At 70.8% G+C, this 26,035-nt stretch carries 31 protein-coding genes; 11 read left to right on the top strand and 20 right to left on the bottom strand.

The features are described from left to right. Window positions 1-3: 3 nt before the first annotated feature. The 4 genes from FHR33_RS07885 to FHR33_RS07870 all read right to left on the bottom strand — a co-directional run bounded on the left by FHR33_RS07885 (window position 4) and on the right by FHR33_RS07870 (window position 5,748). Window positions 4-888, bottom strand: coding sequence for an aminoglycoside phosphotransferase family protein (locus tag FHR33_RS07885; protein ID WP_183659940.1), 885 nt, complete (start codon window positions 886-888; stop codon window positions 4-6). A 121-nt stretch (window positions 889-1,009) separates the two neighbouring features. After that, window positions 1,010-1,990: an acyl-CoA desaturase gene (locus tag FHR33_RS07880; protein ID WP_183645322.1), complete on the bottom strand. Its 981-nt coding sequence runs from the start codon at window positions 1,988-1,990 to the stop codon at window positions 1,010-1,012. A gap of 120 nt (window positions 1,991-2,110) precedes the next feature. Further along, window positions 2,111-3,169, bottom strand: coding sequence for an SWIM zinc finger family protein (locus FHR33_RS07875; protein ID WP_183645321.1), 1,059 nt, complete (start codon window positions 3,167-3,169; stop codon window positions 2,111-2,113). Next, the gene (locus tag FHR33_RS07870; protein WP_183645320.1) at window positions 3,166-5,748 is read right to left on the bottom strand and encodes an SCO1167/SCO6262 family helicase; all 2,583 of its coding nucleotides are present in this window, start codon (window positions 5,746-5,748) and stop codon (window positions 3,166-3,168) included. Before FHR33_RS07870 ends, FHR33_RS07875 begins: the two co-directional genes overlap by 4 nt. 101 nt (window positions 5,749-5,849) lie before the next feature. Between FHR33_RS07870 and FHR33_RS07865 the strand changes: the two genes are divergently transcribed. The 5 genes from FHR33_RS07865 (at window position 5,850) to FHR33_RS07845 (ending at window position 10,130) form a co-directional block, all read left to right on the top strand. Continuing rightward, window positions 5,850-6,485 (top strand): DedA family protein, encoded by a 636-nt coding sequence (locus FHR33_RS07865; RefSeq protein WP_221240997.1) that lies wholly within the window; start codon window positions 5,850-5,852, stop codon window positions 6,483-6,485. After that, the gene (locus tag FHR33_RS07860) at window positions 6,469-7,521 is read left to right on the top strand and encodes a sensor histidine kinase (protein ID WP_183645319.1); all 1,053 of its coding nucleotides are present in this window, start codon (window positions 6,469-6,471) and stop codon (window positions 7,519-7,521) included. Before FHR33_RS07865 ends, FHR33_RS07860 begins: the two co-directional genes overlap by 17 nt. Further along, window positions 7,512-8,153 (top strand): response regulator, encoded by a 642-nt coding sequence (locus tag FHR33_RS07855; protein WP_183645318.1) that lies wholly within the window; start codon window positions 7,512-7,514, stop codon window positions 8,151-8,153. Before FHR33_RS07860 ends, FHR33_RS07855 begins: the two co-directional genes overlap by 10 nt. Before the next feature lie 121 nt (window positions 8,154-8,274). Next, a complete protein-coding gene (locus FHR33_RS07850; protein WP_312895411.1) occupies window positions 8,275-9,309 on the top strand; it encodes a winged helix DNA-binding domain-containing protein in 1,035 nt (344 codons plus the stop codon). A 416-nt stretch (window positions 9,310-9,725) separates the two neighbouring features. Then, window positions 9,726-10,130, top strand: a complete 405-nt coding sequence (locus tag FHR33_RS07845) for an SRPBCC family protein (RefSeq protein WP_221240996.1) — start codon at window positions 9,726-9,728, stop codon at window positions 10,128-10,130. On the opposite strand, the gene FHR33_RS53195 is transcribed toward FHR33_RS07845, so the two are convergent. Then, window positions 10,056-10,268: an aromatic-ring hydroxylase C-terminal domain-containing protein gene (locus FHR33_RS53195; protein WP_350655376.1), complete on the bottom strand. Its 213-nt coding sequence runs from the start codon at window positions 10,266-10,268 to the stop codon at window positions 10,056-10,058. The genes FHR33_RS07845 and FHR33_RS53195 overlap by 75 nt on opposite strands. 244 nt (window positions 10,269-10,512) lie before the next feature. On the opposite strand from FHR33_RS53195, the gene FHR33_RS07840 reads away from it, so the two are divergent. Together FHR33_RS07840 and FHR33_RS07835 are read left to right on the top strand one after the other, a co-directional pair. Then, on the top strand, window positions 10,513-11,721 hold the full coding sequence (locus tag FHR33_RS07840) for a cytochrome P450 (protein ID WP_312895410.1): 1,209 nt from the start codon (window positions 10,513-10,515) through the stop codon (window positions 11,719-11,721). Window positions 11,722-11,724: 3 nt separating this feature from the next. Next, complete coding sequence (locus FHR33_RS07835; protein WP_183645317.1) at window positions 11,725-11,946, top strand: ferredoxin; 222 nt, start codon at window positions 11,725-11,727, stop codon at window positions 11,944-11,946. A 53-nt stretch (window positions 11,947-11,999) separates the two neighbouring features. On the opposite strand, the gene FHR33_RS07830 is transcribed toward FHR33_RS07835, so the two are convergent. The 5 genes from FHR33_RS07830 to FHR33_RS07810 form a co-directional block, all read right to left on the bottom strand. Further along, complete coding sequence (locus FHR33_RS07830; RefSeq protein WP_183645316.1) at window positions 12,000-12,638, bottom strand: alpha/beta hydrolase; 639 nt, start codon at window positions 12,636-12,638, stop codon at window positions 12,000-12,002. A gap of 97 nt (window positions 12,639-12,735) precedes the next feature. Then, window positions 12,736-13,032, bottom strand: a complete 297-nt coding sequence (locus FHR33_RS07825) for a hypothetical protein (RefSeq protein WP_183645315.1) — start codon at window positions 13,030-13,032, stop codon at window positions 12,736-12,738. Window positions 13,033-13,170: 138 nt separating this feature from the next. Then, window positions 13,171-14,028 carry a hypothetical protein gene (locus FHR33_RS07820; RefSeq protein WP_183645314.1) on the bottom strand — a complete coding sequence of 286 codons (858 nt, stop codon included), beginning with the start codon at window positions 14,026-14,028 and terminating at the stop codon, window positions 13,171-13,173. Window positions 14,029-14,137: 109 nt separating this feature from the next. Continuing rightward, window positions 14,138-14,668: an RICIN domain-containing protein gene (locus tag FHR33_RS07815; protein WP_183645313.1), complete on the bottom strand. Its 531-nt coding sequence runs from the start codon at window positions 14,666-14,668 to the stop codon at window positions 14,138-14,140. A gap of 307 nt (window positions 14,669-14,975) precedes the next feature. Continuing rightward, entirely contained in the window at window positions 14,976-15,368 is a 393-nt protein-coding gene (locus FHR33_RS07810) for a hypothetical protein (RefSeq protein WP_183645312.1), read from the bottom strand. A 126-nt stretch (window positions 15,369-15,494) separates the two neighbouring features. Between FHR33_RS07810 and FHR33_RS07805 the strand changes: the two genes are divergently transcribed. After that, a complete protein-coding gene (locus tag FHR33_RS07805) occupies window positions 15,495-16,694 on the top strand; it encodes an AfsR/SARP family transcriptional regulator (RefSeq protein ID WP_183645311.1) in 1,200 nt (399 codons plus the stop codon). 66 nt (window positions 16,695-16,760) lie between these two features. Here FHR33_RS07805 and FHR33_RS07800 read toward each other — a convergent pair whose 3' ends face one another. The 5 genes from FHR33_RS07800 to FHR33_RS07780 all read right to left on the bottom strand — a co-directional run bounded on the left by FHR33_RS07800 (window position 16,761) and on the right by FHR33_RS07780 (window position 20,963). Further along, complete coding sequence (locus FHR33_RS07800; protein WP_183645310.1) at window positions 16,761-17,285, bottom strand: MerR family transcriptional regulator; 525 nt, start codon at window positions 17,283-17,285, stop codon at window positions 16,761-16,763. Window positions 17,286-17,295: 10 nt separating this feature from the next. Then, window positions 17,296-17,439, bottom strand: a complete 144-nt coding sequence (locus FHR33_RS07795; protein ID WP_183645309.1) for a hypothetical protein — start codon at window positions 17,437-17,439, stop codon at window positions 17,296-17,298. Window positions 17,440-17,596: 157 nt separating this feature from the next. Next, window positions 17,597-19,039, bottom strand: a complete 1,443-nt coding sequence (argG, locus tag FHR33_RS07790) for an argininosuccinate synthase (protein WP_183645308.1) — start codon at window positions 19,037-19,039, stop codon at window positions 17,597-17,599. 92 nt (window positions 19,040-19,131) lie between these two features. Beyond that, window positions 19,132-20,016 carry an SDR family oxidoreductase gene (locus tag FHR33_RS07785; RefSeq protein ID WP_183645307.1) on the bottom strand — a complete coding sequence of 295 codons (885 nt, stop codon included), beginning with the start codon at window positions 20,014-20,016 and terminating at the stop codon, window positions 19,132-19,134. A gap of 2 nt (window positions 20,017-20,018) precedes the next feature. Then, on the bottom strand, window positions 20,019-20,963 hold the full coding sequence (locus tag FHR33_RS07780; protein ID WP_183645306.1) for an EamA family transporter: 945 nt from the start codon (window positions 20,961-20,963) through the stop codon (window positions 20,019-20,021). A 76-nt stretch (window positions 20,964-21,039) separates the two neighbouring features. On the opposite strand from FHR33_RS07780, the gene FHR33_RS07775 reads away from it, so the two are divergent. Then, entirely contained in the window at window positions 21,040-21,588 is a 549-nt protein-coding gene (locus FHR33_RS07775) for a MarR family winged helix-turn-helix transcriptional regulator (RefSeq protein ID WP_312895409.1), read from the top strand. On the opposite strand, the gene FHR33_RS07770 is transcribed toward FHR33_RS07775, so the two are convergent. From FHR33_RS07770 to FHR33_RS07750, 5 genes are all read right to left on the bottom strand, one after another. Further along, complete coding sequence (locus tag FHR33_RS07770; protein WP_183645305.1) at window positions 21,552-21,758, bottom strand: hypothetical protein; 207 nt, start codon at window positions 21,756-21,758, stop codon at window positions 21,552-21,554. The genes FHR33_RS07775 and FHR33_RS07770 overlap by 37 nt on opposite strands. A 5-nt stretch (window positions 21,759-21,763) precedes the next feature. Then, window positions 21,764-22,522, bottom strand: a complete 759-nt coding sequence (locus FHR33_RS07765) for an ATP-binding cassette domain-containing protein (protein WP_183645304.1) — start codon at window positions 22,520-22,522, stop codon at window positions 21,764-21,766. Window positions 22,523-22,634: 112 nt separating this feature from the next. Continuing rightward, entirely contained in the window at window positions 22,635-23,198 is a 564-nt protein-coding gene (locus FHR33_RS07760) for a carboxymuconolactone decarboxylase family protein (protein WP_183645303.1), read from the bottom strand. After that, on the bottom strand, window positions 23,195-23,758 hold the full coding sequence (locus tag FHR33_RS07755) for a TetR/AcrR family transcriptional regulator (protein ID WP_221240993.1): 564 nt from the start codon (window positions 23,756-23,758) through the stop codon (window positions 23,195-23,197). Before FHR33_RS07755 ends, FHR33_RS07760 begins: the two co-directional genes overlap by 4 nt. A gap of 257 nt (window positions 23,759-24,015) precedes the next feature. Then, window positions 24,016-24,867 (bottom strand): helix-turn-helix domain-containing protein, encoded by an 852-nt coding sequence (locus tag FHR33_RS07750; protein ID WP_183645301.1) that lies wholly within the window; start codon window positions 24,865-24,867, stop codon window positions 24,016-24,018. Between the two features lie 100 nt (window positions 24,868-24,967). Here FHR33_RS07750 and FHR33_RS07745 point away from each other — a divergent pair, with 100 nt between their 5' ends. After that, window positions 24,968-25,129 carry a YceI family protein gene (locus tag FHR33_RS07745; RefSeq protein ID WP_221240992.1) on the top strand — a complete coding sequence of 54 codons (162 nt, stop codon included), beginning with the start codon at window positions 24,968-24,970 and terminating at the stop codon, window positions 25,127-25,129. 62 nt (window positions 25,130-25,191) lie between these two features. Then, window positions 25,192-26,028 (top strand): aldo/keto reductase, encoded by an 837-nt coding sequence (locus FHR33_RS07740; RefSeq protein WP_183645300.1) that lies wholly within the window; start codon window positions 25,192-25,194, stop codon window positions 26,026-26,028. Window positions 26,029-26,035 lie beyond the last annotated feature (7 nt).

The raw sequence follows: 26,035 nt of genomic DNA, 5'->3' as shown, positions 1-26,035 counted from the left end.
CGCTCAGTCCGCGAGGATGCGGTCCAGGGTGCGTCGGCCCATCCGGCTCATGCCGGGGTTGCTTTCGACGTAGTACCAGACCACACCCATCGCCTGCTCGAAGGCCCACGCCTTGCCGCGCTCCCATTCGAGGTCGTCGCAGCCGAGCTCCTCGCGCAGCACCTGCCGCGGCCCCGCCTCCAGCAGATGCCAGGCGCTCACGAGATCCAGAGCGGGGTCAGCCGGTCCGAGGCCGCCGACGTCGAGGATCCCGGCCACCCGCCCGGCGGACACGAGCACGTTGCCGGGGATCAGATCACTGTGGCTCATCACGTCGACGGCGTCGCGCGGCAGACTCCGCATGAAGGCCCACACGCGGCGAAGCCGGGGGACGTCCAGGAGCGCCTCGCTGTGCCTGAAGCAGGTCTCCATCCACCCGTCGTGGGATGCCAGGTCGCCTCCCCTGCCTGTTCCGGCGAACGTGCGGCCGCACGTGTCGATGGCGCGCAGGTCGGTGATGAGGCCGGCCAGGTCGTGGGCGAACGCGACCGACTCCCCAGGGTCCTCGTGGGTGGCCACGACACCAGGCAGCCACGTCTGCACCGACCAGGCAAGCGGGTAGCCCGCCCCCGGCTCGCCGAGCGCGACCGGCTCGGGCGTGCGAAAGCGCGTGCGGCCCACCAGCTCACGGGCTGCCCGCGCCTCCGACTCCAGCCGGCGCCGCGTCGACTCGATGTCCCCTGGCTGGAGAGGGAACCGAGCCGCGAACAGGTCGCCGATGCGGAAGATGGCGTTGACCGTCCCCTGGCCGGTGACGCTCCTGACAGGCAGGCGCCGCCACTGCGGGAACTGCTCGTCCACCAGCGTGCGCACCATCTCGATCGACACCGTCAGCTGGTCGGCGTGCATCTTCACACGGGGGAGCGTCCCGCGTCCCGATCTTGATCTGCAACCCGATTTCCGCACGGGGAGGTCCGAACCCCCCGGACAGACGCCGGCTCCGGGCCCCCGAGGCCGGGGGCGCGAATCCCTAGGCGGCGCGATCGGCCCCGCGTCTGCTCTCCCTCTGCCAGTGCACGTCGGCGGCCCAGCGCAGGCGCTCGAACAGGCGGATGAGGGCGGCCGACGGGTCGATCTGGTTGCGGCCGAGACCGTGGCGGGCGCAGCTGGGCTGGCTGTGGTGGCCGTTGTGCCAGCTCTCGCCGAACGACAGCAGGGCCAACGGCCACAGGTTGGTCGAGCGGTCGTGGCGACGGGTGGCGTGCGGCCGGTCGCCGATCATGTGGCAGAGCGAGTTGACGCTCCACGTCACGTGCTGGAGCAGGGCGACCCTGACCAGCCCTGCCCACAGGAAGGCGGTCAGCCCGCCGTACAGGGTGCCGCTGATCGCCCATCCCGCCACGAACGGCAGCGCCAGCGAGATCGCGCACAGCGCGGGAAAGGCGCGCGCGACGCGCACCATGGCGGGGTCGTCGAGCAGGTCGGGCGCGTAGCGTTCGGCGGGCGTCGGGTCGGCGCTGAACATCCAGCCCAGATGGGCGTGGGCCAGCCCGCGCAGCTGCCCACGCAGGTGGGTGCCGTAGCGGTAGGGAGAGTGCGGGTCGCCGGGTCGGTCGGTGAAGGCGTGGTGGCGGCGGTGCACGGCCACCCAGTCGACGACGTTGCCCTGGAAGCCCATCGAGCCCGCGACGGCCAGCGTGACGCGCAGCCACGGGCGGGCGACGAAGGAGCGGTGGGTGAGCAGCCGGTGGAAGCCGACCGTGACGCCGAGCCCCGTCACGACGTAGAGCACCGCGAACAGCACCACGTCGGTGAGGGAGATCCCGCTGCCCCACGCCAGCCAGACACCGGCGGCCAGGGCGAGGAAGGGGGCGACCACGATCGCGGTGGTCAGGGAGATCTGCAGGGGGCCGGCCTCGGCCGGCGCGTCCTGCTCGGGGAAGGGTGCGCTTCCGTCATAGCCCTGGGAAGAGGGCGTCGCTCGCGTCGCGAGAGAAGGAGAATCGGTCATTGTCGCCTGTCCAGGCCCGCTCAGGGGCCGATGCAGTGAATCGCCGTGGGCGACGCCGACCTGAATGCCAACGCGCGAAGAGACCTCGGTGTCTTCGAGTCTACCTCCGCGAAAAGCAGCTCAGTCGGCTCCCCTGGCGACGGCCAGCGCGGCGGCGGGGTCGGACTCGGCCGGTCCCGCAGGGTGCCAGTCGCCGTCCCCGGCCACGAAGGGATACCACCGGCCGTCCTTGCCGTAACGGAGCTGGACCTCGCCGAGAGTCCACCGGTTGCGCGCGGCCTCGAAGCCCGGCAGCTGCCAGGCGGCGCGGGCGACGGCCTGCTTGGGCGGGGTCCAGGCGGTGGTCAGCGTGTCGAGGGCGTGCGCACCGCCGTACCGCCAGGACTGGACGGCGGCGGGCAGCCCGATGTCGAGGTCGTGGACGGCGGCCAGCCGCACCCTGTCGTGGTACTCGGTGAGCACTGCGGCGGCGCCCGAGGTCAGCAGCTCGCGGGCGCGCAGCGCGGCGTCGGCGGCCAGCACCCGCATCGCGGCGGGATCGACGCCTGGCGCCGGCTCCACCTCCAGCGGCTCGGCGGCGGGAAGCTCCGCCGACGACAGGCGGGGCAGCGGCGGCACCCCGTGGGCGTAGGCCTCCTCGACCGGCGTGCCGGAGGGGGCGGCGGCCTGCTGGAGCGCCGCGAGCAGGTCGTCCTTGTCCATTCCGCGCATGAGCATGAGCAGGAACGGGTCGCGGTCGAGCAGCCATGAGGCCTGGTAGCACAGGGCCGCGGCGTGCTTGCAGGGGTGACCCCAGTCGGGGCATTCGCAGTCGGGCTCGAGGTCGCCCACTCCGGGCAGCAGCTCGACCAGGTCGTACGGCATGTCACCGTCGAGCAGCGCGGCCAGGTGGCCCGCCTTGGCGGCGACCTGCTCGAGGAAGCGGTCCCAGTCGGGCAGCGGGCTGATGTGCACCACCGCCGAGTACTCGGCCGAGGCCACCGCGGCGATGCGGCCCTCACTGACCGTAATGGGGCCCAGCTGGCCTGTCTTGGCGAAGGCGCGGCCCTTGGCGAGCAGCGTGTGGTCGAGGGAGGTGTCCTCCAGCGCTTTGAGCCAGGCCCTGCCCCACCACGAGGTGGCGAAGCGGGCGCCGGCGCGCTGCGGAGGGAAGGCGGGGAAGCCCTTGGCGGCGGTCATCGCAGCTCCACGAGGTTGAGCAGGTCCGCGTCGGTGAGTTCGGTGAAGTTGTTGGAGAGCACGGCCTCGGCGAGCGACCGTTTGGTCTCGAGCATCGCGGCGATGCGGTCCTCGACCGTGCCCTCGGCGATCAGCCTGTGCACCTGGACGGGTTTGGTCTGGCCGATGCGGTAGGCGCGGTCGGTCGCCTGGTCCTCGACGGCGGGGTTCCACCACCGGTCGAAGTGGATCACGTGGTCGGCGCGGGTGAGGTTGAGGCCGGTTCCGGCCGCCTTGAGCGAGAGCAGGAAGACCGGGCTCTCGCCGTCCTGGAAGCGCCTGACCATCTCCTCGCGCCTGGGGACGGGGGTGCCGCCGTGCAGGAACTGGGTGGCCACGCCCCTGGCGGCCAGGTGCCGCTCCAGCAGACGGGCCATCGTGACGTACTGGGTGAAGACCAGCACGGCGCCGTCCTCGGCGAGGATGGTGTCGAGCAGCTCGTCCAGCAGTTCGAGCTTGCCCGAGCGGCCCTCCAGCGCGGGGTCCTTCTCGTGCAGGAACTGGGCGGGATGGTTGCAGATCTGCTTGAGCCCGGTGAGCAGCTTCACGATCAGGCCGCGCCTGGCCATGCCGTCCGCGTCGGAGATCGCCGACATCAGCTCGCGCACCGTGGCCTCGTACAGCACGGTCTGCTCCCTGGTGAGGGAGACGGGCCTGTCGGTCTCGGTCTTGGGGGGCAGCTCGGGCGCGATGCCGGGGTCGGACTTCTTGCGGCGCAGCAGGAAGGGCGCGATGAGGCGGCCGAGCTTGTCGGGCTGCGGCTCCCACCTGGCGCGGAAGCGCGCCAGCGAGCCCAGCAGGCCGGGGGTGGTCCAGTCGAGGATCGCCCACAGCTCCGACAGCGTGTTCTCGACGGGGGTGCCGGTCAGGGCGACGCGGGCGGCAGAGGGGATCTCGCGCAGCGCCTTGGCGGTGCCTGAGCGGTGGTTCTTGACGTGCTGGGCCTCGTCGGCGACCACCAGGTCCCAGGGGTGCTCGGCCAGCTTGGCCGCGTCGACGCGCATGGTGCCGTAGGTGGTGAGCACGAATCCGCTCTCGGGCAGGGTGCGCTGGGTGCCGTGGTAGCGCCGTACGGGCACGCCCGGTGCGAACCTGGCGATCTCCCTCTCCCAGTTGCCCAGCAGCGAGGCGGGGCAGACGACGAGCGTGGGGCCGCCGCCGCGATGCAGATGGAGGGCGATGAGCGTGATCGTCTTGCCGAGCCCCATGTCGTCGGCCAGGCACCCACCGAGCCCGAGCGCGGTCATCTGGGCCAGCCAGCGCAGCCCCGCCAGCTGGTAGTCGCGCAGCGTGGCGGCCAGGGCGGGCGGCTGCTCCACCGGTTCGGCCAGCAGCCTGCCGCGCAGCTCGTCGAGGACGGGGCCGGGGGAGACCTCGATCTCCTCCTCCTCGACCAGCGCCGTGCCCGTGAGGGCGGCGCCGATGGCCTCGATGCCGGTCAGCGGCTTCATCTCGCGGTTGGCGGCCTTGCGGGCCATCGCGGGGTCGATCAGCACCCACTGGTCGCGCAGCCGTACGACGGGGCGGTGCGCCTCGGCCAGCCGGTCCATCTCGGCGGCGGTCAGCGGGTCGTCGCCGAGCGACAGGTGCCAGTTGAAGCTGAACAGCCCGCTGGACTCTCCGTCGATCATCGCTCGCGCGCTCACGCCGCGCACCAGCTCGCGCGGCCAGTGCACGTCGATCCCCGCGGCCGCGCCCGACAACAGGGCGGAGACCTCCTCGTCGGTCAGCTCCAGCTCGTCGGGCACCTCGGCGTCGAGCAGCCGTTCGAGCGGCGGCCATCGCCTGACCGCCCTGCGCAGCTCGACGAGGGCCTCGACCTTCGCCCTCGCGCCGAGACCGGGGTCGCGGCCCTCCCACAGGTCGGCGGCGTCGACGACCAGCGTGGGGTCGGAGAGGCTGTGCAGCTGGACGACCGCGCGGAACCTCTCGTGGCCGTCGCCGTCGCTCTCCACACGCAGCGACAGCCGTACGCCGGGGTCGGCGGCCCACTCGCGCAGCTGGGGCGCCTTCACCGGCTTGGCGGCGGAGAAGGCGGGCACGCCGACGGCCCGCAGCGCGCCGGGGGAGCGCGGCATCCCGTCGGCGACGGCGTCGAGGAAGGCGCGGACCAGCCCCTCGGCGTCAGGCAGCAGCAGCACCCCTTCGAGGGGGATGGCCCTGGCCGCGGCGGGCATGGCGTCGGCCAGCTCCTTCATCTTGGCCACGTCGGCGGCGTCGAGCGGGCCCGCCCGCCAGGCGGCGTAGTCGCCCGAGGTGACGCCGGGCCTGATGCGGCCCCTGGCGACCAGCTGGAGCGCAAGCAGCGCCACCGTGCCCCAGAATCGGGTGGCAGGATGGGCGTTGTCGTCGGCGCGAGCCCTGCTGAGCTGCGCGATTGCCTCGTTGACGGGAACGCGGGTGACGCGCGCCTCGCGCAGCCCCTCGGGCTCGGCTATGGTCACACGCTCGCCGCCTTCGGGGTCGAGGAAGGCCATGGTGCCGGTCCTGGGCGGGTCGCCCGGTTCGAAGATGGCCGCGTGCCGAAGGAGTTCCCGCATAGCCGTACAGCGTACCGTACGCTGTAGCTGTGGTTTACCACACTCAGAATTCGGCAGGTGACCGCATTCGCACATCATGTGATCGCTCGTAGGCTCAGGGCATGACATCTAACGACGGGATCGCCGGGTGGGCCACCGGCCTGATGGAGACCCTTGGCGCGCCTGGCGCGGGGCTGGCCATCGCGCTCGAGAATCTCTTCCCGCCGCTACCGAGCGAAGTGATCCTCCCCCTGGCCGGATTCACCGCGGGCCAGGGCCGCATGGGACTGGTCGAGGCCCTGGTGTGGACCACCGCGGGCTCGGTCGTCGGAGCGCTCGCCCTCTACCTGGTCGGGGCCCTGCTGGGCAGGGACAGGGTGGTGGCCATCGCGCGACGGCTGCCGCTGATCAAAATCTCCGACATCGAGAAGACCGAGGCCTTCTTCGCCAAGCACGGCGTGAAGACCGTGTTCTTCGGCCGGATGATCCCCATCTTCCGCAGCATGATCTCGATCCCCGCAGGGGTGGAGCGCATGCCGATCTGGGTGTTCCTTCTCTTCACCACGCTCGGCAGCGCGATCTGGAACACCATCTTTGTCATGGCGGGCTACTACCTCGGCGAGAACTGGCAGCTCGTCGAGGGCTACGTCGGCATCGGCACCAACGTGGTGATCGGCATCGTGGTGCTCGCGATCCTCGTCTTCGTCGGCGTACGGCTGACCGAGCGGCGCAAGGGCAGGCATGCGGGTCGTTCTTAGCGTCACCCTTGGAGCGCTGAGCGCCCTGGCCGAGCTGATCGCGCTCCCTTTCCTGGCCCATCCACGCCTGGCGGAGCACGCCTCGCGGGTGGCGCGGCTGGAGACCCGGCGGCTGGGCGTGCGGGTGGGCGACTTCTCCCGGGGCCAGGCGCTGCGGTATCTGGCGCTGCGGGTGCCGGTGGGTGTGCTGGGCGGCCTGGTGGTCGCCCTCCTTGTCATCGGTGCGGTCACGGCGCTGCTCATCGCGTGGAGGTGGGCTCGCGGAGAGTCCTTCGACGGCATGTACATGACCCCTCCCATCCTGGTCTACCTGACGGTCGTGGGCGTCGTGCTGCTGTTCATGGACCTGACCGGCATCGTGGGCGTGCAGGCGCTCGAGCGCCGCCTGGCCCTGCGCACGCTCGGCCCGCACTCCACCGAGGCGCTCGAACGCAGGATCGCCGAGCTCGCGCAGACCCGCGCGGGCGTGCTCGCCGCCGTCGACGCCGAACGCCGCCGCATCGAGCGCGACCTGCACGACGGGCTCCAGCAGCGCCTCGTGGCGCTGGCCATGGTGATCGGCAGAGCGAAACGAGGCCGCGTCGAGCTGCTCGACCAGGCGCACGAGGAGGCCCAGCAGGCCCTCGCCGAGCTGCGCGAGGTCGCGTGGCGGGCCTACCCGAGCGGCCTGGACAGCCTCGGCCTCGGCGAGGCGCTGGCCGCCGTCGCCGAGCGCTCCGCCGTACCGGTGAAGGTGAGCTGCGAGCTGCCGTCGCGGCCGCCGCGAGAGGTGGAGACGGCCGCGTACTTCCTGGTCTGCGAGGCGGTGACGAACGCGGCCAAGCACGCAGAGGCGGGCCTGATCACCGTGGAGGTCGCCGTCGATGGGACGATGGTCGTCGTGAGCGTGCGAGACGACGGCAGGGGCGGGGCCGACCCCTCGGGAGGCGGCCTGTCCGGCCTGGCCCGCAGGGTCGCCGCGCTCGACGGCGTGTTCGCGGTGTCGAGCCCCTCAGGCGGGCCGACCGTGGTGAGAGCGGAGCTGCCGTGCGGGTGATCCTTGCCGAAGACTCGACGCTGCTGCGCGAGGGCCTGGTCAGACTGCTGGCCGAGGAGGGCCACGAGGTGCTCGCCGCCGTCGGCGACGGCACGGCGCTGGTCGAGGCGGTGGAGGCCGAGCGGCCCGACATCGTGGTGGTCGACGTGCGGATGCCGCCCACCCACACCGACGAGGGGCTGCGCGCCGCGCTGGAGATCAGGCGCCGCTGGCCACACGTCAGGGTCCTGGTGCTGTCGCAGTACGTCGAGAAGAAATACGCCACCGAGCTGATGTCGGGCGACGTCGACGGCGTCGGCTACCTGCTGAAGGACAGAGTGGCGCAGGTCGGCGACTTCCTCGACGCGCTGGAGCGGGTGGGCGCGGGCGGGGCCGCCTTCGACCCCGAGGTCGTACGGCAGCTGCTGGCCCGCAGCCCGCAGGTCGATCCGCTGGCCAAACTCACGCCGCGCGAGCGCGAGGTGCTGGAACACATGGCGCAGGGGTACACCAACGCCTCCGTCGCCGAGGCGCTGTTCATCTCGCAGAGCGCGGTGGAGAAGCACGTCAACTCGGTCTTCGACAAGCTGGGCCTGTCGCACACGGCCGGCTACAGCCGTCGCGTTTTGGCGGTGCTGCGCTTCCTGTCCTAGAGCTGAAGGAGGCCACCTCGACAACGACTGGGACCTCACTTTCGAGCACGGGCTGACCTACCTGCTGGACGGCATGGCCGCCGCCATCGGGAATGTCGGCGACCCTGTCTAGGGTGGACCCGTGATCAGCAAGCGTGCCCTCAACCGCGCCACTCTCGCCAGGCAGCTGCTCCTGCGCCGCCACGCCATGAGCCCCTTGCGGGCGATCGAGCATCTGGTCGGGCTGCAGGCCCAGGCGCCCTTCGCACCCTACTTCGGCCTGTGGTCGCGTCTGGAGAGCTTCGAGCCGAAGGAGCTGGCCGACCTGCTGCTCGGCCGCGAGGTGGTGCGCATCACGCTCATGCGCGGCACCGTCCACCTGGTCAGCGCCGCCGACTGCCTGGCCATCAGGCCGCTCATCCAGCCGATGCTCACCCGCGCGCTGACGGCCAGGAGGCTCGAGGGGCTCGACCACGAGGCCGTGGTGGCCGAGGGCAGGGCGCTGCTCACCGAGCGTCCGCTGTCGGTCAAGGCCATGACGCCGCTGCTGGCCGAGCGCTTCCCCGACGCCGACCCCGCCGCCCCGCCGGTGATCCTGCGCTGGCTGCTGCCGATGGTCCAGGTGCCACCGCGCGCGGTCTGGGGCAAGGCGGGCGATGCCGTCCTCACCCCCGTGGAGGCCTGGCTGGGCCGCGACCTCGACCCCTCGCCCGACCCTCAGGCGCTGCTGACCCGCTACCTCGCCGCCTTCGGCCCCGCCACGGTCGCCGACATGCAGGCCTGGTCCGGCCTGACCGGCCTGCGCGCGTCCGTGGCCCGCATGGACCTGGTCGATCTCGGCGGGGGCCTGCTCGACCTGCCCGACGCGCCCCGCCCCGACGAGGACACCCCCGCTCCCGTACGGCTGATCGCCCCGTTCGACAACCTCGTGCTCAGCCACGACGACCGCACCAGAGTCATCTCCGACGAGCACCGCAAGCGCGTCATCACCGTCAACGGCCAGGTCCACGGCACCGTCCTGGTCGACGGCTACGTGCGCGGCATCTGGAAGCGCACCGCCGCCACGGTGACGGTCACGCTGTTCGGCCCAGGCCCGCGCGAGGAGATCGAGGCCGAGGCCCTCGCGCTCCTCGCCTTCGCCGAGCCCGGCAGCAAGCCGGTCGTCAGATTCGACTGAAGAAGGCCCTGATGTCGGCGGCCGGCAGGGCTCCTCCATCGCGGCGAAGTGGCCGCCCCTGTCGAACTCGCTCCAGTGCACGATGTTGTCGGTCTCCTCGGCCGGCGCCCGCACGGGCTTGCCGCCCTCCGCGGGGAAGACCGCGACGCCCGTGGGCGCCTCCAGCCGCGCGGCGGAGCCCGGCTACGCCCCGATCTCGCTCGTACGGCCGCACGTGAGCCCCACGGCGGGCGTCCTCACACCCATCGGCGGCCCCTCCTGCCTGCTGGAGGTGGGGGCCGACTCGCTTCAGACATGCCCTCCCTGGTCGGCATGCTCGGCGCGGAGTTCGAGGTGCACGAGCCGCCGGAGCCGCCTTCGGCGCCGGCCGGGCCGGCGGGAAGGCTGATCAGGGACGCGGGCGTAGGCTGGGGATCATGCCGACCCGCCTGGCCGTGGCCGTGGAGACCGACCTTCCTCCGGCACGGCTGTTCGAGGTGCTGACCGACTGGCCGCGTCATCCCGAGTGGATGTTCCTCACCACGGCGCGCGTCGTGGCGGGCGACGGGCGCGGAGTGGGCAGCGAGCTGGCCGCCTTCACGGGGGTCGGCAGGCTGGGCTTCCTCGACACGATGACCGTCACCCGGTGGGAGCCCCCGACGGTGGTCGCGGTGGCCCACACTGGATGGCTGGTGCGTGGCGTCGGAATCTTCAGGATCGGTGGCGGACGGCTCATCTGGGCCGAGGAGCTGTCGCTGCCGCTCGGATCACTGGTACGCCCGGCGGCCAAGCTCTTCATGCGCTGGACGCTGCGCAGACTGGTGCGCGCCGCCAGCGGCTGAGGCAGGACCGGTCGGAGCGGAATTCCGGGGCGCGGGTCCGGCCAGGACGCGGCGGAGGGCGTCGGCGGGGCGTCGGCTGCTCGCCCGCCACGCGATGAGCCCGTCAGGGCGGATCAGGACCGCTCCGTCGGAGGCCACGCCGGGGTCTGCTGGGCCGACGCCTGCTGACGGACTCCCAGTCGCTCGACTGCGCGAACGGTATTGCGTTCACAGGCAGTCCATTGCAATGCCGCGTTGCGTTCATCGACAAGCTCACTGCAATCCTCAGCGCTTTCATCTGGAGTGATGCCGAAACTTGAGGTTCAAGGATTGACACAACTATTGAACGCAACATAGCTTTTGCTGGGAGCGGAACGCGTAATATCGCGACTAAGGAGCTGACGTGACGGAGCCCCCGTACACCGTGACCGCGCTGCCCACCATGCGCCCTCCCGGCTGCCCGTTCGACCCGCCCGAGGAGTTGGCGCAGCTGCGCGAGCAGCACCCACTCAGCAGGATGGTCTTCCCCGACGGGCACGTCGGCTGGCTGGTGACCAGTCACGCCCTGGCTCGCGCGGTCGTGGCCGACCCCCGCTTCAGCTCGCGGCACGAGCTCATGCACTCGCCGTTCCCTGGGGCCATCTCGGCGGAGAGGCCGCCGCCGGCCGCGCCCGGCATGTTCATCGGCGTCGATCCGCCCGAGCACACCCGCTACCGCAAGCTGCTCACGGGGAAGTTCACCGTCCGCAGGATGCGCAGTCTCGCCGCCCGCGTCGAGGAGATCACCGCCGAGCACCTGGACGCCATGGAGCGGCAGGGCCCGCCTGTGGACCTGGTGCAGGCCTACGCCCAGCCCGTCCCCGCGCTGATGATCTGCGAGCTGCTCGGCGTTCCCTACGCCGACAGGGAGTTCTTCCAGCGTCACGCGCTGGCGCTGAACAACTTCGACGCCGTCCCCGAGGAGCAGTACGCCGCCTACGTCGCGCTGCAGGAGTACCTGCACGCGCTGGTCCTGGCCAAACGCGCCACCCCCACCGACGACCTGCTCGGCGATCTCGCGCGCGAGGAGCTCACCGACGAGGAGCTCACCAACATCGGGGTTCTGCTGCTGGGCGCCGGGCTCGACACCACCGCCAACATGCTCGCGCTGGGCACCTTCGCCCTGCTGAGCCACCCCGGCCAGCTCGCCGCCCTGCGCGCCGACCCGGGCCTCGCCGACCAGGCCGTCGAGGAGCTGCTGCGCTACCTGAGCATCACCCACACCGGGATACGGGCCGCACTGGAGGATGTCGAGCTGAACGGTCACGTGATCAAAGCGGGGGAGAGCGTCGCCCTCTCGGCGCAGGCGGCCAACCGCGACCCTGAGCGCTTCGCCGACCCCGACACTCTCGACCTGCACCGTCAGGCCACCGGACATCTGAGCTTCGGTCACGGCGTCCACCAGTGCCTCGGCCAGCAGCTGGCCCGCGTGGAGATGCGCGTCGCCCTTCCCGCGCTGGTCACCCGTTTCCCGACGCTGCGGCTGGCCATATCCTCAGCAGAGGTGCCGCTGCGCACCAATTCCGACATCTACGGCGTGCACCGGCTCCCGGTCGCGTGGGACAAGGAGTAGCCGATGGAACTCGAAGTGGATCGCGAGCGCTGCATCGGGGCGGGCATGTGCGCGCTGACCGCCCCCGAGGTCTTCGACCAGGACCTCGACGACGGCAGGGTGATGCTGCTGGATTCGTCGCCGCCCCCCGGGCACCAGGCGAAGGCGCGCCGGGCGCTCGACGTGTGCCCGTCGGGAGCGATCACCCTCGTCTCGCGCGCCGGCTCGCCTGCGGACCCTTCATGACCGACGCAGGGAGGAGTCGCATGACCGGCGAGGCCGCCCGGACGCGTCTGGTCCTACACGCAGGTCTTCCTCTCCGGTGAGCAGTGCTTGACCTCGGGGTAACGCTTCGACGGTTTGTCCAGCAGGGGCTGCGCCTTCTTGCGCAGGTGCAGGTCGAAGAAGGCCCCGGCGTACCGCCGGGTGATCTCCAGCGCGCGGGCCCCTGACAGCCGGGCGCCGTGTTCGAGGCCGAGCTGGTCGGCCAGCACCGGGATGTCGGTGAAGGAGGCGTGCTGCGCCTCCGACACCACGAGCCAGCGCTTCCACCCGGTCAGGTGCCTCCAGTCCCGCGCCCACGAGGGGTCCTTGCCTGCCGGGCTGTGCACCGCCTGCGAACCCAGGAACAGGAACGGCCGCGACAGCCCGCCCGACGGCAGCGCGGCGAACGTGGAGCCGTCCATGTCGATCCCGGCCCGCACCCGGGAGTCCTTCGCCATCGTTCCCAGGGCGCTCGCGCCTCCTACGCACTGGCCGGCCATCGCGATCCTGGACGGGTCGATCAGAGCCGAGCCCTTCCACCTCGGGCGTGTCCCCGTCAGCTCGTCGAGCACGAAGGAGACGTCGGCGGCCCGGACGCCGACCACCTTCCCGCCGAAGTCCTTGTCCTTGCCGACCGCGCACGCGGCGCACATGGTCATGAAGGCGTTCTCCACGTCGTCAGCTGACGCCAAGGCTTCGGCCGGCGGCTCAGCCGGACGAAGAAGGCGCGCCGCGTCCTCGACAAGGACGTGGCGCGCCGCGAAGGACGGCTCAGAAGAGACGGTGACAGCCGGATGCGGTGATCCGGGAAGGCGTGTCGGCCTGACCTGACCTGCAGATGATGACGCGGGTCAGCTGGAAGGGCGACCAGACGGCGAACGGCCCCTTGACCGTGCCGCGGGCGGGGGCGCCGTCGTTCTCGTGGCAGTAGGTGCCGTCCAGCGTGCCGTCCTCCGCCAGGTTCACGACCATGCAGACGTAGGCAGGGGTCGAGCCCGCGTGGGCAGGCGAGGCCAGGCCGACGAGGGCGAAGAGAGCCAAGCTCAGCGTGGCAACGGTGATCTTCATCGAAGGTTCCTTGTCGAGAGAGTGATCAAGCGCTACAGCCGTAGGGCGCTAAGTCACACAATAGTGTTCGTTCGATCACTCTGTGTAGTCACCATGAGGAGTGCGGGGCAGATCATGGGCCAGGCGCTACGCGGAGCATCACTTGAAGGGCAGGAACCAGCCGTTGTTCAAAGCAATCTCAGGGGCCGGCTTGCGGAACTCCTGATCGTCCGCGTCGTGAGCGAGGTGGGACAGAGCCCGCGTCAGGGCGGCGCGGGCGCCGGGGCCCAGGTAGGCGGCCCAGCTCGGCCGCCTCTCCCCGCGCAGCCAGCAGTAGCGGGCGAGCGCGTAGCCGAACTCCTGCTGGGTGAGGTAGCCGAGGCGCCGGCTGCTCAAGTCGCTGGACGCGCCGTTGAGCAGTTCGTCGCTCAGGTAGCCCCTGGGCATGATCTGCCAGCCGCGCGCGGCCCGCGCGAACCTCATCGCGGCGTTCGCGGTGAAGACGCCGAACCCGAGGTAGACCGTGAGCAGGTCGGTCAGGCGCTCGTGGTCCTCCCGTTCCCACGAGATGCGCCCCTCCCCGAGGAGGCGCACATGGCAGAGTTCGTGCGCCACGATGGCCGTCAGGACGGTGCGATCGGCGAGCTGTCGCCGATCGATCCCGATGACGTGATGGCCGTCTTCTGTGTCGTAGTGCCCGACCGTTGTCGCTTCGGATGTGTGCTCCTCGGCGGTGAAGAGCCTCACCCTGATGTCGGACACGTCGACGGCCATCAGCCGGCGCGCCCTGCTCACCAGGGCGTTGAGCGCCTCCTCGGCCCCCGTCGGCACGGAGAGGAAGTGGAAGAACTCCGGAGTCGGCAGGGCGACGTCGCCAAGGGCGATGTCCTTGCCGAACTGGCGCACGAACCAGGCCATCGAGGAGTCGATCCATCTGCGTTCGGCCGGGCCGATCAGCCCGTGCTCGTCCGCGGACGACAGCCAGGGGGGAGGTTCGTCCTCTCGCCTGAATGCCACTGCTCGCCTCCTCGGCACGGCGACGATCACTACCGGAACTCATGAGCGGCCGGCCGGGTTCCCGACAGCTCTCGTTACCACCCGGGCTGCGGTCGGGGAGTGGTGGGGATCAGGTGGGCCACCACCACTGCGGCGATGCCCACACCTGGTTGGCGCCCTCGTAGCAGCTGTACTGGACTGCCTCACCGAAGTCCGCGGTGCTGTAGTTGAGGATCTCCAGGCACTTGCCGCTGTTCTGGTTGCGCAGCATCATCCTGTTGCTCGGCTGCCCAGGGCCGATCTCGACCTGGACGAGCTCCCACTTCTGGTTGGCTCCACCGTCGCAGGTGTCCTGGGTGACGGTCGCGAAGTCGGCGGTGCTCCAGTCGAGTACGTCCAGGCACTTCCCGCTGTTGACGTTGACCAGGGTCTGCCGCCCTCCGCCGGCCGACTGTATGTACCACTTCTGGTTGTTCAGGCTGTGGCACGTGTACTGGCCGACGTCCGCGAGGTTGGCGGTGCTGGCGTACGCCACCTCCAGGCACTTGCCGCTGTGCAGGTTGCTGAAGGTGAAGGTCGTGCTGGCCGCGGCGGGCGGGGCGGGGAGGAACAGCAGGGCTGCGGCGGACAGCACCGCCGCAGCACGTTTCGACGAACGCATCTTCTGCCTTTCGACGTAGCCGTCATGACGTGTCCGGGTGCCTTGGGGCGAGGTGAGGCGGGGGTTTGCATCGCCGTACGCGTGGATTATCAGCTCGATCCCCGCCCGTTTCCATAGCCCGTCAGCTTTCGGACACCTCGCCCCCGTGCCCGGTGTGATGGCCGGGGCCCGGGAGCGGGGCGCTGACCCGTGCGGGCGCGTCCGAGGAGATGCTGCGCTGGCCGGCTGGCGCCGCCGCCTGGCGACCGCCCGACGCTGCCACTACCAGCGCAGACCCCGATCATGATCTCAAATCGTCACCGGAGTACTAGACGTTGCAGTAGACGTCGTAGGGCGCCTTGCCCTTCTTGGCGCTGACCACGGCCCCGCCGACGGTGACGCTCAGACGGAGCCTGGCTCCCTTCCTGCCTTCGGCCACGGCCACGATCGCGCAGGTGTTCTGCTTCACCCTGAAGCTCTTCCTGAACGGAACGCGGGCCTTGACCGCCTTGGTCGCCTTCTCCACGGTCGCGGTGTCCTCCAGGTCCTTCACGGAGACGACGGCGTAACCGACGACGAGCTTTCCGACCTTGGGGCCGGAGAGCTGAGTCAGGGCGAACACCGCCCTGTCATCCACCCGCTCCGCCATGGCCGCGGCGGGGAGCGCTGTGAACATCAGACCGGTGGCGAGCGTGGCAACCAGCACCTGCGTGCGCTTCATCACGAAACCTCTTTCGGGAGTTGTCGTCGTTGGGCGCAAACGTAGGAGCAGAGGGTTGCGCGGGCCGTATAACGGACCGTATAAAGGGCTGTCCACCAGGGCATTTTCCCCCACGGAAAACAGGGCATGGAATTCCGCATCCTCGGTCCGCTCGGCATCACCAAGAACGGGATCGAGCTTCGGGTTCCCGCAGGCAAGCCGCGCCTCCTGCTGGCCGTGCTGCTGTGCCACCCCAACGAGCCGGTCTCCACCGATCGCCTCGTCGACGTCCTCTGGGGCGAGGAACCCCCCAAATCGGCGGGGGACAACCTACGCGTGTACGTGTCGCAGCTCCGCAAGCTTCTGGGCGACGCCGGCAGGATCGTCAGGGGGCCGCACGGCTACGCCCTGACGATCGGACCTGGAGAGCTCGACGCCGGCCGTTTCGAGGAGCTCCTCACCGCCGCCCGCGGCTGTGGCGATCCGGTGATGGCCGGTGTGTTCCTGCGCCAGGCGCTCGCCCTGTGGCGGGGCAGGGCCTTGGCCGACGTCGAGCATGTCGACCCGATCGCGGCGACCGCCCTGCGCCTGGAGGAGCGGCGGGCCGCCGCCGCAGAGGACGCCGTCGAGGCCGACCTCGCGCTGGGCCGCGACGCGGAGGCCGTCGCCGAGCTGCGCGGCCTGGTCCAGGAGTACCCGCTGCGCGAGCGGCTGCGCGCGCAGCTGATGCTCGCCCTGTACCGCTCGGGCCGCCAGGTCGAGGCGCTCGCGGTCTACCAGGAGACGCGTAAGGTGCTCGTCGACGAACTGGGCATCGAGCCTGGCCCCGCCATGCGCGCGCTGGAGATGCGCATCCTCAACGGCGACCCCGACCCCGACCCCGACCCCGACTCCGACCCCGGCCCCGACCTCGGTGTCACCCCGCCGCGTCCTCAGGCCCAAGCCCCGGGAGGCGGCCCGGTGTGGGGCAGCTGGGTGTGGGCGGCCATCCCGCTGCTGAGCTGCGGATACGGCACACCGTGGGCGTTCGTGTACGCCGCCGTCACGCGGCGCTCGCTCGGACTGGGCCTGTGGGCCCTGGCCTACCTCGGGTTGGGCGCCATCTTCCTGGTGATGCCGTTCACCGACGACGACGGGCTGAACAAGCTGGACATCATCCCGATGCTGGCGTTGATCAGCCTGTGGTTCGGCGGGACCTGCCACGCCGTCCTGGTCAGGGAGCAGGTCTTCGCCCGCGACCCTTCGGTGGAGCGGCCGCGATGGCAGAAGGTGGCGGGCGGAGCCGCCCTCGTGCTCGTCTCGCTGGTGGCCGCCGCCGGCTACGTCTGGCTGGAGCCACCCGCCTAGGGGTGCCGTCGGCTGCCTTGCCGTGGCAGGCGCGACACCGAGCGGTGTCCCTCACTCTGCCCGTCGCTACGGCTCGTGCGGCGCCGCCGTACGGCCGGTGCCGGTTCCGGAGCCGGACGCCTGGACGTCCGGTCCGGTCGAGCCCCCGTACGTGGCGATCTTGTACTCGACCGCCGAGAGGGAAAGGGTCAGCTCGCGGAGTCGGCGGCGGATGGTGTCGCGCTGTTCGAGCAGCATGTCGAGCCGCTCGGGCTCGGTGTGCTCGCCCGCGTCGACGAGCGAGACGTAGTGCTGCAGGTCGCGCATCGCCATACCGGACAGCCGCATCCTGGTGATGAACACCAGGCGCCGCACCGCTTGGGCGTCGTAGACGCGATGGCCGTTGCCGTCGCGGGCCACCTCGACCAGCCCGGCCCGCTCGTAGTAGCGCAGCGTGTGGGGCGAGACGTCGAGGAGCTCGGCGACCTCGGCGATCACCATCGACTCGGGCACGTCGGCCGGCTCGGTGAGGCGGTGGATCGCCTCGACCGACAGCGGACCGTCGTCTCCCAGCATGTCGAGCGCCCTGGTCATCAGATCTTCGGTGGCCATGCCTGCCAGCCTAAATCGGCCGGGCCGAGGCCGGCACGCCCTCGAAGTCGGCGCTGCGGGCCATCTCGGCCCACCGCTCGAATCGTCCGGGCCACGCCGGTAGGCACCGCTTGACGGTCATCACGCGGATCCCCATCCAGGTCTGTGTCGTCATGGCGGCGACGCTATGGCTTCGAGCGCGCTCGAACGCAAGCCGGCGCGGTGGCCGGCGGCGCCACGCCGAGGCGCTCGCGCGTGCGGCGGCGCGCCCGGCCTGGTCGCCGTCATGCCGGGCTCTTGGCCGAATCGATCGGCGGCCGAGCCCGGTGCCGTCAGTCGGTCCCGAACTCCATCGCGGCCTGGTCGAGCAGCTCGTCGTGGTCAGGGTTCTCCCCGCGGGACGCGATCGCCTCGGCCCCGCCTTCGGGCAGCACGCCGACCAGGCTGGTCGTCGGGGCGGCACCGATCAGCGCCGGGTGCGGGGTGCCGACCATGCCGAGTCCGGCGTACAGCTCGAGCTTGGCGCGGGAGTCGGCGATGTCGAGATTGCGCATGGTCAGCTGGCCGATGCGGTCGACCGGCCCGAAGGCGGAATCCTCGGTCCGCTCCATGGAGAGCTTGTCCGGGTGGTAGCTGAACGCGGGCCCTGACGTGTTCAGGATGGAGTAGTCCTCGCCGCGGCGCAGGCGGAGGGTCACCTCGCCGGTGACCGCCGTCCCGATCCAGCGTTGCAGCGACTCGCGCAGCATCAGCGCCTGCGGGTCGAGCCAGCGGCCCTCGTAAAGGAGCCTGCCCAGCCGCCGTCCCTCGCTGTAGTAGATCGAGAGGGTCTCCTCGTTGTGGATGGCGTTGACCAGCCGCTCGTACGCCACGTGCAGCAACGCCATCCCGGGCGCCTCGTAGACGCCCCGGCTCTTGGCCTCGATGACCCGGTTCTCGATCTGGTCGGACATGCCCATGCCGTGCCGGCCGCCGATGGCGTTGGCCTCTAGCACCAGGTCGACGTCGGAGGCGAATCCCTTGCCGTTGATCGTCACCGGGCGTCCCTGCTCGAAGCCGATCGTGACGTCCTCGGCGGCGATCTGCGTGGCTTCGTCCCAGAACCGCACGCCCATGATCGGCTCGACGGTCTCGATGCCCGCGTCGAGGTGCTCGAGCGCCTTGGCCTCGTGGGTCGCGCCCCAGATGTTCGCGTCGGTGGAGTAGGCCTTCTCCACGCTGTCGCGATAGGGCAGGCCGCGCTCGAGCAGCCACTCCGACATCTCCTTGCGGCCGCCGAGCTCGCTGACGAAGTCCGCGTCCAGCCACGGCTTGTAGATCCGCAGGGACGGGTTGGCCAGCAGGCCGTACCGGTAGAACCGCTCGATGTCGTTGCCCTTGAAGGTGGAGCCGTCACCCCAGACCTGGACGTCGTCCTCGAGCATCGCGCGCACCAGCAAGGTTCCCGTGACGGCCCGCGCCAGCGGCGTGGTGTTGAAGTACACGCGGCCACCGGACCGGATGTGGAACGCCCCGCACGCGAGGGCCGCCAGCCCCTCCTCCACGAGGGCCGCCCGGCAGTCGACCAGCCGGGCGACCTCCGCGCCGTACGCCGTGGCGCGTCCGGGCACCGATGCGACGTCCGGCTCGTCGTACTGGCCGATGTCAGCGGTGTAGGTGCACGGCACGGCACCCTTCTCCCGCATCCACGCGACCGCTACCGAGGTGTCGAGGCCTCCGGAGAAGGCGATCCCGACACGTGTGCCGACTGGCAGGGAGGTGAGCACTTTGGACATGTGCAGAAGTATGCACGTTGGCGCATGAACATTCAATTCCTTCCGTGAATCGGCTCCGGGACGGCCCGCTCACACCGTCGCCGATGCGCGGGTCAGCGGCCGTCGGCCGAGGTGAACGCCGCGGCGTGGTCGCGGGCGAAGTCGGCGATGTCGCGCGGGGGGCGGCCGAGAAGGTCGGCGACCGTGTCGGTGGTGAAGTCCCCCCAGCCGGAGACGTACGCCTGCGCGTACTCCTCGACCATGTCGACGATCCATCGCGGAACGCCGTAGCCGAGCAGTGTCCGGCGCTTGGCGTCGTCGCTGACCGGCAGATACGTGACGGGCCTGCCGAGAGCGAGGCCCAACTGGCCGGCGACCTCGTCGAACGTCAGCGAGCGCGGACCTGTGAGGGTGTACGTCCGGCCGTGGTGGCGATCCGGGTCGTCGAGGAGCACGCGGGCGGCGCACGCGGCGATGTCGCGCACGTCGATCATGCTGAGCCGCGCCGAGGCCATGTTCAGCGAGAACGAGCCGGTGGCGGCGATGTCGCCCGCCTCGTTCAGCAGGTTCTGCATGAACCAGAGCGGACGCAGGATCGTCCAGCGCATGCCGCACCGTTCGGTTTCCCTGTCGGACAGCGCGTGCAGCCTGCCGCTGCGGTTCGGCGCGTCATGCGCGGCGCCGACGGCGGACAGGCGCACGATGCGCTCCACGCCGGCCTGGCGTGCGGCCCACACGGCGTTCATGTTGTTCTCAGGGGCGCGCGGGCTGTTCGGGGTGAGCAGCCACACGTCCTGCACGCCCTCGAAGGCGGGCGGCAGGGAGCGGGGCTCATCGAGGTCGCCGACGACGACCTCGGCGCCCCGCTCGCGCGGGCCGTCCGCTCCGGACTTGTCGCGGACGAGCGCACGAAGGCGCACATCGGCCCCTTCCAGCGCATTCATCAGCGCGGTGGACACGGTTCCGGTGGCTCCGGTGATCAGCACGGTGCGCGACACGCTCATTCTCCTTCGGTGGTGGCGGGGAAACGGACCAGGTTGCGGACGACCTCGGGGGTCAGCTGCGCGGCGGCGATCGCGGCCAGCGCGAGCACGAACCCGACGCCCTGCCATGCCGTGAGGGCTTCCCCGAGGAACAGCCAGCCCAGGACCGTGGCGACCATGGGCGAGAGCAGGGCGAGGAACGACACGGCGACCACGGGCAGCCGGCCGATGCCGTGGAACCAGACCAGGAAGGAAAGCAGGGCGCCTACGACGGACAGCCACGCGTAGCCGCCGACCGCCCGAAGATCCAGTCCGGACGGAAGCCCCTCGAAGGCGAGGGCGAGCGGAACGAGCACGAGACCGCCGGCGGTGAGCTGCCAGCCGGCGATGGTCGCCGCGCCGGCGCCCTCAGGACGCCCCCAGCGTTTGGTCAGGACGATCCCGCCGGCCATCACGCCGGCGGCCGCGATGCCGGCCAGGATGCCGAGCAGGTCGAAGGAGAGCCGGCCGCGCAGCACGATCAACCCGACGCCCACCACGCCGACCAGGCCCCAGCCGAGCCGCCAGCGTGTGGGCTTCTCGCCGAGCAGCAGGAACGCCAGGCCGACGACGAGCAACGGCTGGACGGCGGTGAGGGTCGCCGCGATGCCGCCCGGCAGTCGATAGGCGGCGACGAACAGCAGCGCGAAGAGCGCGCCGATGTTGAGTGTGCCGAGCAGCAGCGAGCGCCACAGCCACGTGCCGTGTGGCAGCCTGCGCGTGACGGCGAGCAGGATCAGCCCGGCCGGCAGCGCGCGGATCACACCGGACACCAACGGGTAGCCGGTCGGGAGGAACTCGGTGGTGACCAGGTATGTGGTGCCCCAGCTGGCCGGAGCGAGCGCGGTCAGCGCGGTCATTCCCAGGGTGCCGCCGGGCGGGGGCGCGCTGCCCACGTCGGACCGGCTCAGAGCCTGCGTCATCCCATCTCCTTAACATTGAAATGTTTAACGTTGGCGAATGTAGCCGTCTGTTAGCATGGCGTCAAACAGTTTCACGTTGAGACGTTCTGGAGGCGGCAGGCCCGTGGAGGACAACGTCGACTGGCGGATGGACCAGTGGCGGACCGAGCGGCCCGACATCGACCCCACGCCGATGGGCGTGGTGGCCCGGATCCAGCGCGCCTGCCGACTGCTCGAACGCGAGCTTCGCGACCACTTCGCCACGCACGACCTGCAGCTGTGGGAGTTCGACATCCTGGGGACGCTGCGCAGGTCAGGGCCCCCGTATCAGCTCACCGCGGGGCAGTTGGTCGAGTCGTCGATGGTCACGTCCGGAGCGATCACCAACCGGATCGACCGGCTCGTCGCCAGGAAGCTGGTGACCCGCGAGGTCGATCCCCTCAATCGGCGCAGCGTGTTGATCTCGTTGACCGAGGGCGGCAGGGAGCTGATCGACCGGGTCGTCGTCCACCATGTCGACCTGGAGGCGAAGCTTCTCAGCGAACTCAGCGGCCGTGACCAGGAAGATCTCGCCGGTCTGCTGCGCAAGCTGCTCACCAGCCTCGGCGACTACTCGCCGGGCAATCCCCTGAATCCGTCAGGCTGACCTGCAGGGATCTCGACGTCGGCGAGGGGCGAAGGTCGGGCCGGATCGGCCGGCCGGAGCGCGGCTCTGGCCGGGACGAGCGAGGCGGCGACGGCGAGCAGGAGGCAGATGCCGATGACCGCGCCGATGACGGGCCAGGGAAGGATCATGCCGACGGTCATGCCGATCATGTCGGTCAGCCCGCGGTGATGCCGACCAGAGCCGTCACGGCCACCACGATGCCGGGCAGCGCGCCGATCGCGACCACCAGGGTCGACTCGAGGGCGACGGTTCGCAGCACCTGGCCGGTGCTCGCGCCCGACATCCGCAGCACACGCAGATCGGCTGTCCGGTCGGCCGTGGCCATCAGCAGGGTGTTGGCGATGGCGCTGTAGCCGACCGACAGTCCGACCAGGAAGAGCACGAAGACCCAGACCAGCTCGTCCTCATGTGCCTCGATGCCGGCCATTCGGTCGGTGACCTTCTCGACGACGGCTCCGGTGTCCGCCGGGACAGCAGCGGAGGTGGCGAGGTAGACGGGCCCTGCCAGTGCCGATGGATCGTGGTCGCGTACGGCCTGACGGGTCAGCAGGATGTCAGCAGGGGAGTTCCTGAGCAGGGCGACCACGGTCAGCCGCGAGCTGCGCCCGTCCTCGAACGTGACCGGCGCGACGGTGCCGATCCGCCAGCCGCGCTCCCGCGCGGCCCACTCGGCCACGCCCATCGTCCTGCTGCCCCGCAGACCGTCAATGACGACTCTGCCGTCGCCGGGCCGGTCCCGCCCGGCGGCGCAGTGCAGCAGCGTGGACTTTCCCGAGCCGGAGGGGCCCATCACCGCGGTAAAGGTGCCCGGCGCGAATGCGGTGGTCACCGCGTCCAGCGCGGTCACCGCATGGTCTCCTGAGCCGTACACCCTGCTCACCGACCACAACTGGACCATATCTGTCGATGTCATGCCTCGATCCAACCGGCGCGAGGATCGTGGCACATGGGCGCTGAGGAGAGAAAGACAGGTAGACCGAGCACTACTCACCCCGAGCCGTGGTCGGATCGCCCAGGGGCGGGACTCAGGCGCCGGCGGGCTCGCGGCTCCACTCCTGGCCCTGCCACGCCGGGTCCAGCGGGGTGTGCGCGATGTGGTTGGTGTAGTTCGACAGCGTCTTCATCCCGACGCCGAGCACGATGTCGAGGACGTGGCGGCGGGTGTAGCCGGCCGCCATGAAGGCCTCGATCTGCGCTTCGTCCACCCAGCCGCGCTGGACGACCATGGCATGGGTGAGCAGGCGGGCCGCCTCCAGCGCCTCGTCCTGCAGCGGCTTTTCCGCTCGCAGGGCCTCGACCACCTCGGCGGGGACCCGCGAGCGCAAGGCGAGGGTGGAGTGGGCGGCCACGCAGTACTCGCAGCCGTTCTCCACGCTGGCGGTGATCCACACGACGTGTTTGGCCGGTCCTGGCAGGGAAGACCTGCCGAACTGCTCGGCCAACGCGTTGTATCCGGCCAGCAACTCCGGCGACTCGGCCATCACCCCGTTCAACGTGGTCACGAACCCCATCCGCTTCTTGGCCGCCTCCAGCTGCGGGCGCGCGGCCTCAGGGGCGTCGGTCTCGTCGTAGACGCGAAAATCGATCATCGGTTCTCCTCGGTGGTGGTGACATCGGTGAAGCCGTCCAGGACCGCGCGCACGCCGGCCAGGAGTTCGGCCGCCTCGGCTCCGGATCGTGAGCGGAGGTTGACCGCGTAGGCCAGCAGTGCGAGCGTCTCGGCGCTCGCCTCCGTATCGAGGCCGGATCGCAGGTGGCCGTGCCGGCGGGCCGCCTCCAGCGCGGCACGCATCGCCGAGCGCAACGCCCGGTGGTGGGCCGCCAGCACGTGCTGTACCTCGGGGAGCTCGCGTCCGGCCGCGGCGTGCGCGTTGGTGACCAGGCAGCCCCAGCGGGCGTGCTCGCCCGTGCAACGCGCGGACACCAGCCGCTCGAAGAAGCCGGCGATGGCGGGCATGCCCCGCTCGTCGGCGGCCAGGGCGTCGAACACCGGGCGGGACTGTCGCTCCAGGTAGCGGCGCAGTGCGGCCGCGTACAGCTGCCCCTTGCCGCCGAAGGTCGCATACAGGCTCGATCGGCTCAGCCCGGTCGCCTTCACCACGTCGGCGACCCCTGTGGTGTCGGCGCCGTGCTCCCAGAACAAGGACACGACCTGATCCAGTGCAACGTCGGGATCGAAATGCTTGACGTCCGGCATTCCCGAACTCCTATCTTGGAACGACTAGTCCAAGATAGGAGATGGGAGCCCCATAAGGCAACCGGGAGCGACCGCGGCCGTACACCCGGGCCGTTCGCCAACGCCCGGTCTGGCCGGGCGATCACCCGCAAGGCCAGGCGTGGGCCCCCTGCCGGCTTGAGGGGCTGTGGAAGCCGGGGACGCGCACGTCCACCGGGAAGCGGCGTGGGTCAGCCGTTGACGACGCGGAGCGTGCCGGGGTGGCGGCCGGCCAGACGATCGAGCGCGGCCGAGGACGTCTCGTCCGCCGGCAGGTAGGCGATCAGACGCTGATCGTCGGCGAGTTCGAGAGCCTCGTACGCGAGGCGCAGCTCCCCGGCCTCCGGATGCGTCCAGCGCTGGACACCGGCTCGCTCGGGGACGCCCGGCGTCGTGAGCCGCCCGCTGAAAGGTCCGCCGGCCGTGATGGTGAGCTCGTCGACGAGCGCGGCCACGTGCGGGTCGGCGAGACCGGCCGCGTGCTTGAGGGTGGCGACCTGCTGGGTCGCGACGGCGTCCCAGTCGGGGTAGACGTCGCGGGCGCGCGGGTCGGTGAACACGAACCGGAGGAAGCTGGGCTCGGCCGCGTCCAGGAGGCCGCTGGGGCGGGCCAGGCGCTCGAAGCCCGTGGTATAGGCGAGCACCTGTGTCATCCGGTTGATCAGCACCGCCGGGGACGGCTCCAGCTTGTCGAGCAGCGCCCGCACCGTCGGCCGGATGGACACGACCGGCGGCCGCGCCGAAGGGCAGACGTACGAGCTGCCGCCTTCGATCGCCTTCGCCAGGAGCCTGAGGTGGAAACGCTCGTCGGTGGACATCCGCAGGGCGTCGGCGAGCGCGCCGAGCACCTGCGGGGACGGACGACGGTCGCGGCCCTGCTCCAGCCGTGCCAAGTACTCGACGCTGATCCCCGAGATCATGGCCAGCTCGGCGCGGCGCAGCCCGGGGGTCCTGCGCCGGGACCCGTGGGGAAGCCCTACCTCTTCAGGGCTGAGGGCCTCCCGGCGGCTGCGCAGGAACGCGCCCAACTCGTTGTCGCTCACACCCGCAACCTACCGGCCTCCGGCGCGCTCATCGTCGCCCTGTCAGGGCCCGTCTCAGCCCGGCCTCCCTGAGCGCCGCCGTCCGGGCCAGATTGGGGGCATGACTGCTGAGACCATGACGACCACGACCGCCCTGCCGCTCGCAGCCGGGCACCGGACCCTCGATCCGTTCCACTCGGCGGTCGGTTTCACGATCCGCCACCTCGGCATCTCGAAGATGCGTGGCCAGTTCGGTCACGTCCGCCGCCACGCGGACACGTAGGACCATGACGATCAGCGACGCTGTCATCGTGATCAACTGTAAATGAGAGGGCGAAACCGACAATGACATCGAGCACGTTCCGCATCGGGGGTGAGCTCGGCGTACGGCGGCTCGGGTTCGGGGCCATGCGGCTGCCGACCGATCCAGGGCCGGACCGGCAAGCCGCCATCGCCGTGGCCCGGCGCGCCGTCGAGCTGGGCGTCACGCTGATCGACACCGCGCACATGTACGGGTGGGGCGCCAACGAGGAGCTCCTGGCCGAGGCGCTGTACCCCTACCCTGACGACCTGCTCGTCGCGACGAAGGTCGGGGTCGCGCCGCCGGACCCGCCGCACGAGGCGACGCTCTGCGGACGGCCGGACTTCCTGCGCGATCAGGTCGAGCAGGGACTGCGCAGGCTCAGGGTCGACCGGCTCGAGCTGCTCCAACTGCATCGCATCGATCCCGCGGTGCCGCTCGCCGACCAGCTGGGAACGCTGCGCGAGCTCCAGGTCCAGGGCAAGATCGGCCACATCGGGCTGTCCGAGGTCACCGTCGCCGAGCTCGAGCAGGCGCGGCAGATCATCGACGTCGCGAGCGTGCAGAACCGCTACAACCTGCTCGATCGCGAGCACGAGGCCGTGCTCGACGCCTGCGCCGCCGCTGGGATCGCCTTCCTGCCCTGGCGCCCCGTCCACCCCACGGTGACGAAGGCGACGGCCGAGGTCGCCGCCGTGGCGGCCGAACTCGGTGCCACGGCGGCGCAGGTCTCGCTCGCGTGGCTCCTCGACCGCTCGCCGGTCGTGCTGCCGATTCCGGGCACCGCCTCGATCGACCACCTGCAGGAGAACGTCGCCGCGGCGAGTCTGCGGCTGAGCGTCGACCAGTGGCGCCGACTGGATCGGATCCAGCCGGGTTAGGCCATCC

The sequence above is a fragment of the Nonomuraea dietziae genome, assembly GCF_014195505.1.
GTDB classification, from domain to species: domain Bacteria; phylum Actinomycetota; class Actinomycetes; order Streptosporangiales; family Streptosporangiaceae; genus Nonomuraea; species Nonomuraea roseola.
Note: the sequence above shows the minus strand (reverse complement) of the source record. Positions and strands in the feature narration are given on the sequence as shown.

What these genes read in the sequence shown, in the direction of transcription:
- FHR33_RS07800 (WP_183645310.1), bottom strand. Translation starts at nt 17,285, where the DNA reads ATGGCCACCGAAGATCTGATGACCAGGGCGCTCGACATGCTGGGAGAC.
- FHR33_RS07835 (WP_183645317.1), top strand. Translation starts at nt 11,725, where the DNA reads ATGGAACTCGAAGTGGATCGCGAGCGCTGCATCGGGGCGGGCATGTGC.
- FHR33_RS07815 (WP_183645313.1), bottom strand. Translation starts at nt 14,668, where the DNA reads ATGCGTTCGTCGAAACGTGCTGCGGCGGTGCTGTCCGCCGCAGCCCTG.
- FHR33_RS07765 (WP_183645304.1), bottom strand. Translation starts at nt 22,522, where the DNA reads ATGACATCGACAGATATGGTCCAGTTGTGGTCGGTGAGCAGGGTGTAC.
- FHR33_RS07745 (WP_221240992.1), top strand. Translation starts at nt 24,968, where the DNA reads ATGACTGCTGAGACCATGACGACCACGACCGCCCTGCCGCTCGCAGCC.
- FHR33_RS07795 (WP_183645309.1), bottom strand. Translation starts at nt 17,439, where the DNA reads ATGACGACACAGACCTGGATGGGGATCCGCGTGATGACCGTCAAGCGG.
- FHR33_RS07825 (WP_183645315.1), bottom strand. Translation starts at nt 13,032, where the DNA reads ATGAAGATCACCGTTGCCACGCTGAGCTTGGCTCTCTTCGCCCTCGTC.
- FHR33_RS07865 (WP_221240997.1), top strand. Translation starts at nt 5,850, where the DNA reads ATGACATCTAACGACGGGATCGCCGGGTGGGCCACCGGCCTGATGGAG.
- FHR33_RS07885 (WP_183659940.1), bottom strand. Translation starts at nt 888, where the DNA reads ATGCACGCCGACCAGCTGACGGTGTCGATCGAGATGGTGCGCACGCTG.
- FHR33_RS07845 (WP_221240996.1), top strand. Translation starts at nt 9,726, where the DNA reads ATGCCGACCCGCCTGGCCGTGGCCGTGGAGACCGACCTTCCTCCGGCA.
- FHR33_RS07860 (WP_183645319.1), top strand. Translation starts at nt 6,469, where the DNA reads ATGCGGGTCGTTCTTAGCGTCACCCTTGGAGCGCTGAGCGCCCTGGCC.
- FHR33_RS07740 (WP_183645300.1), top strand. Translation starts at nt 25,192, where the DNA reads ATGACATCGAGCACGTTCCGCATCGGGGGTGAGCTCGGCGTACGGCGG.
- FHR33_RS07780 (WP_183645306.1), bottom strand. Translation starts at nt 20,963, where the DNA reads ATGACGCAGGCTCTGAGCCGGTCCGACGTGGGCAGCGCGCCCCCGCCC.
- FHR33_RS07760 (WP_183645303.1), bottom strand. Translation starts at nt 23,198, where the DNA reads ATGATCGATTTTCGCGTCTACGACGAGACCGACGCCCCTGAGGCCGCG.
- FHR33_RS07870 (WP_183645320.1), bottom strand. Translation starts at nt 5,748, where the DNA reads ATGCGGGAACTCCTTCGGCACGCGGCCATCTTCGAACCGGGCGACCCG.
- FHR33_RS07875 (WP_183645321.1), bottom strand. Translation starts at nt 3,169, where the DNA reads ATGACCGCCGCCAAGGGCTTCCCCGCCTTCCCTCCGCAGCGCGCCGGC.
- FHR33_RS07880 (WP_183645322.1), bottom strand. Translation starts at nt 1,990, where the DNA reads ATGACCGATTCTCCTTCTCTCGCGACGCGAGCGACGCCCTCTTCCCAG.
- FHR33_RS07805 (WP_183645311.1), top strand. Translation starts at nt 15,495, where the DNA reads ATGGAATTCCGCATCCTCGGTCCGCTCGGCATCACCAAGAACGGGATC.
- FHR33_RS07810 (WP_183645312.1), bottom strand. Translation starts at nt 15,368, where the DNA reads ATGAAGCGCACGCAGGTGCTGGTTGCCACGCTCGCCACCGGTCTGATG.
- FHR33_RS07770 (WP_183645305.1), bottom strand. Translation starts at nt 21,758, where the DNA reads ATGATCGGCATGACCGTCGGCATGATCCTTCCCTGGCCCGTCATCGGC.
- argG (WP_183645308.1), bottom strand. Translation starts at nt 19,039, where the DNA reads ATGTCCAAAGTGCTCACCTCCCTGCCAGTCGGCACACGTGTCGGGATC.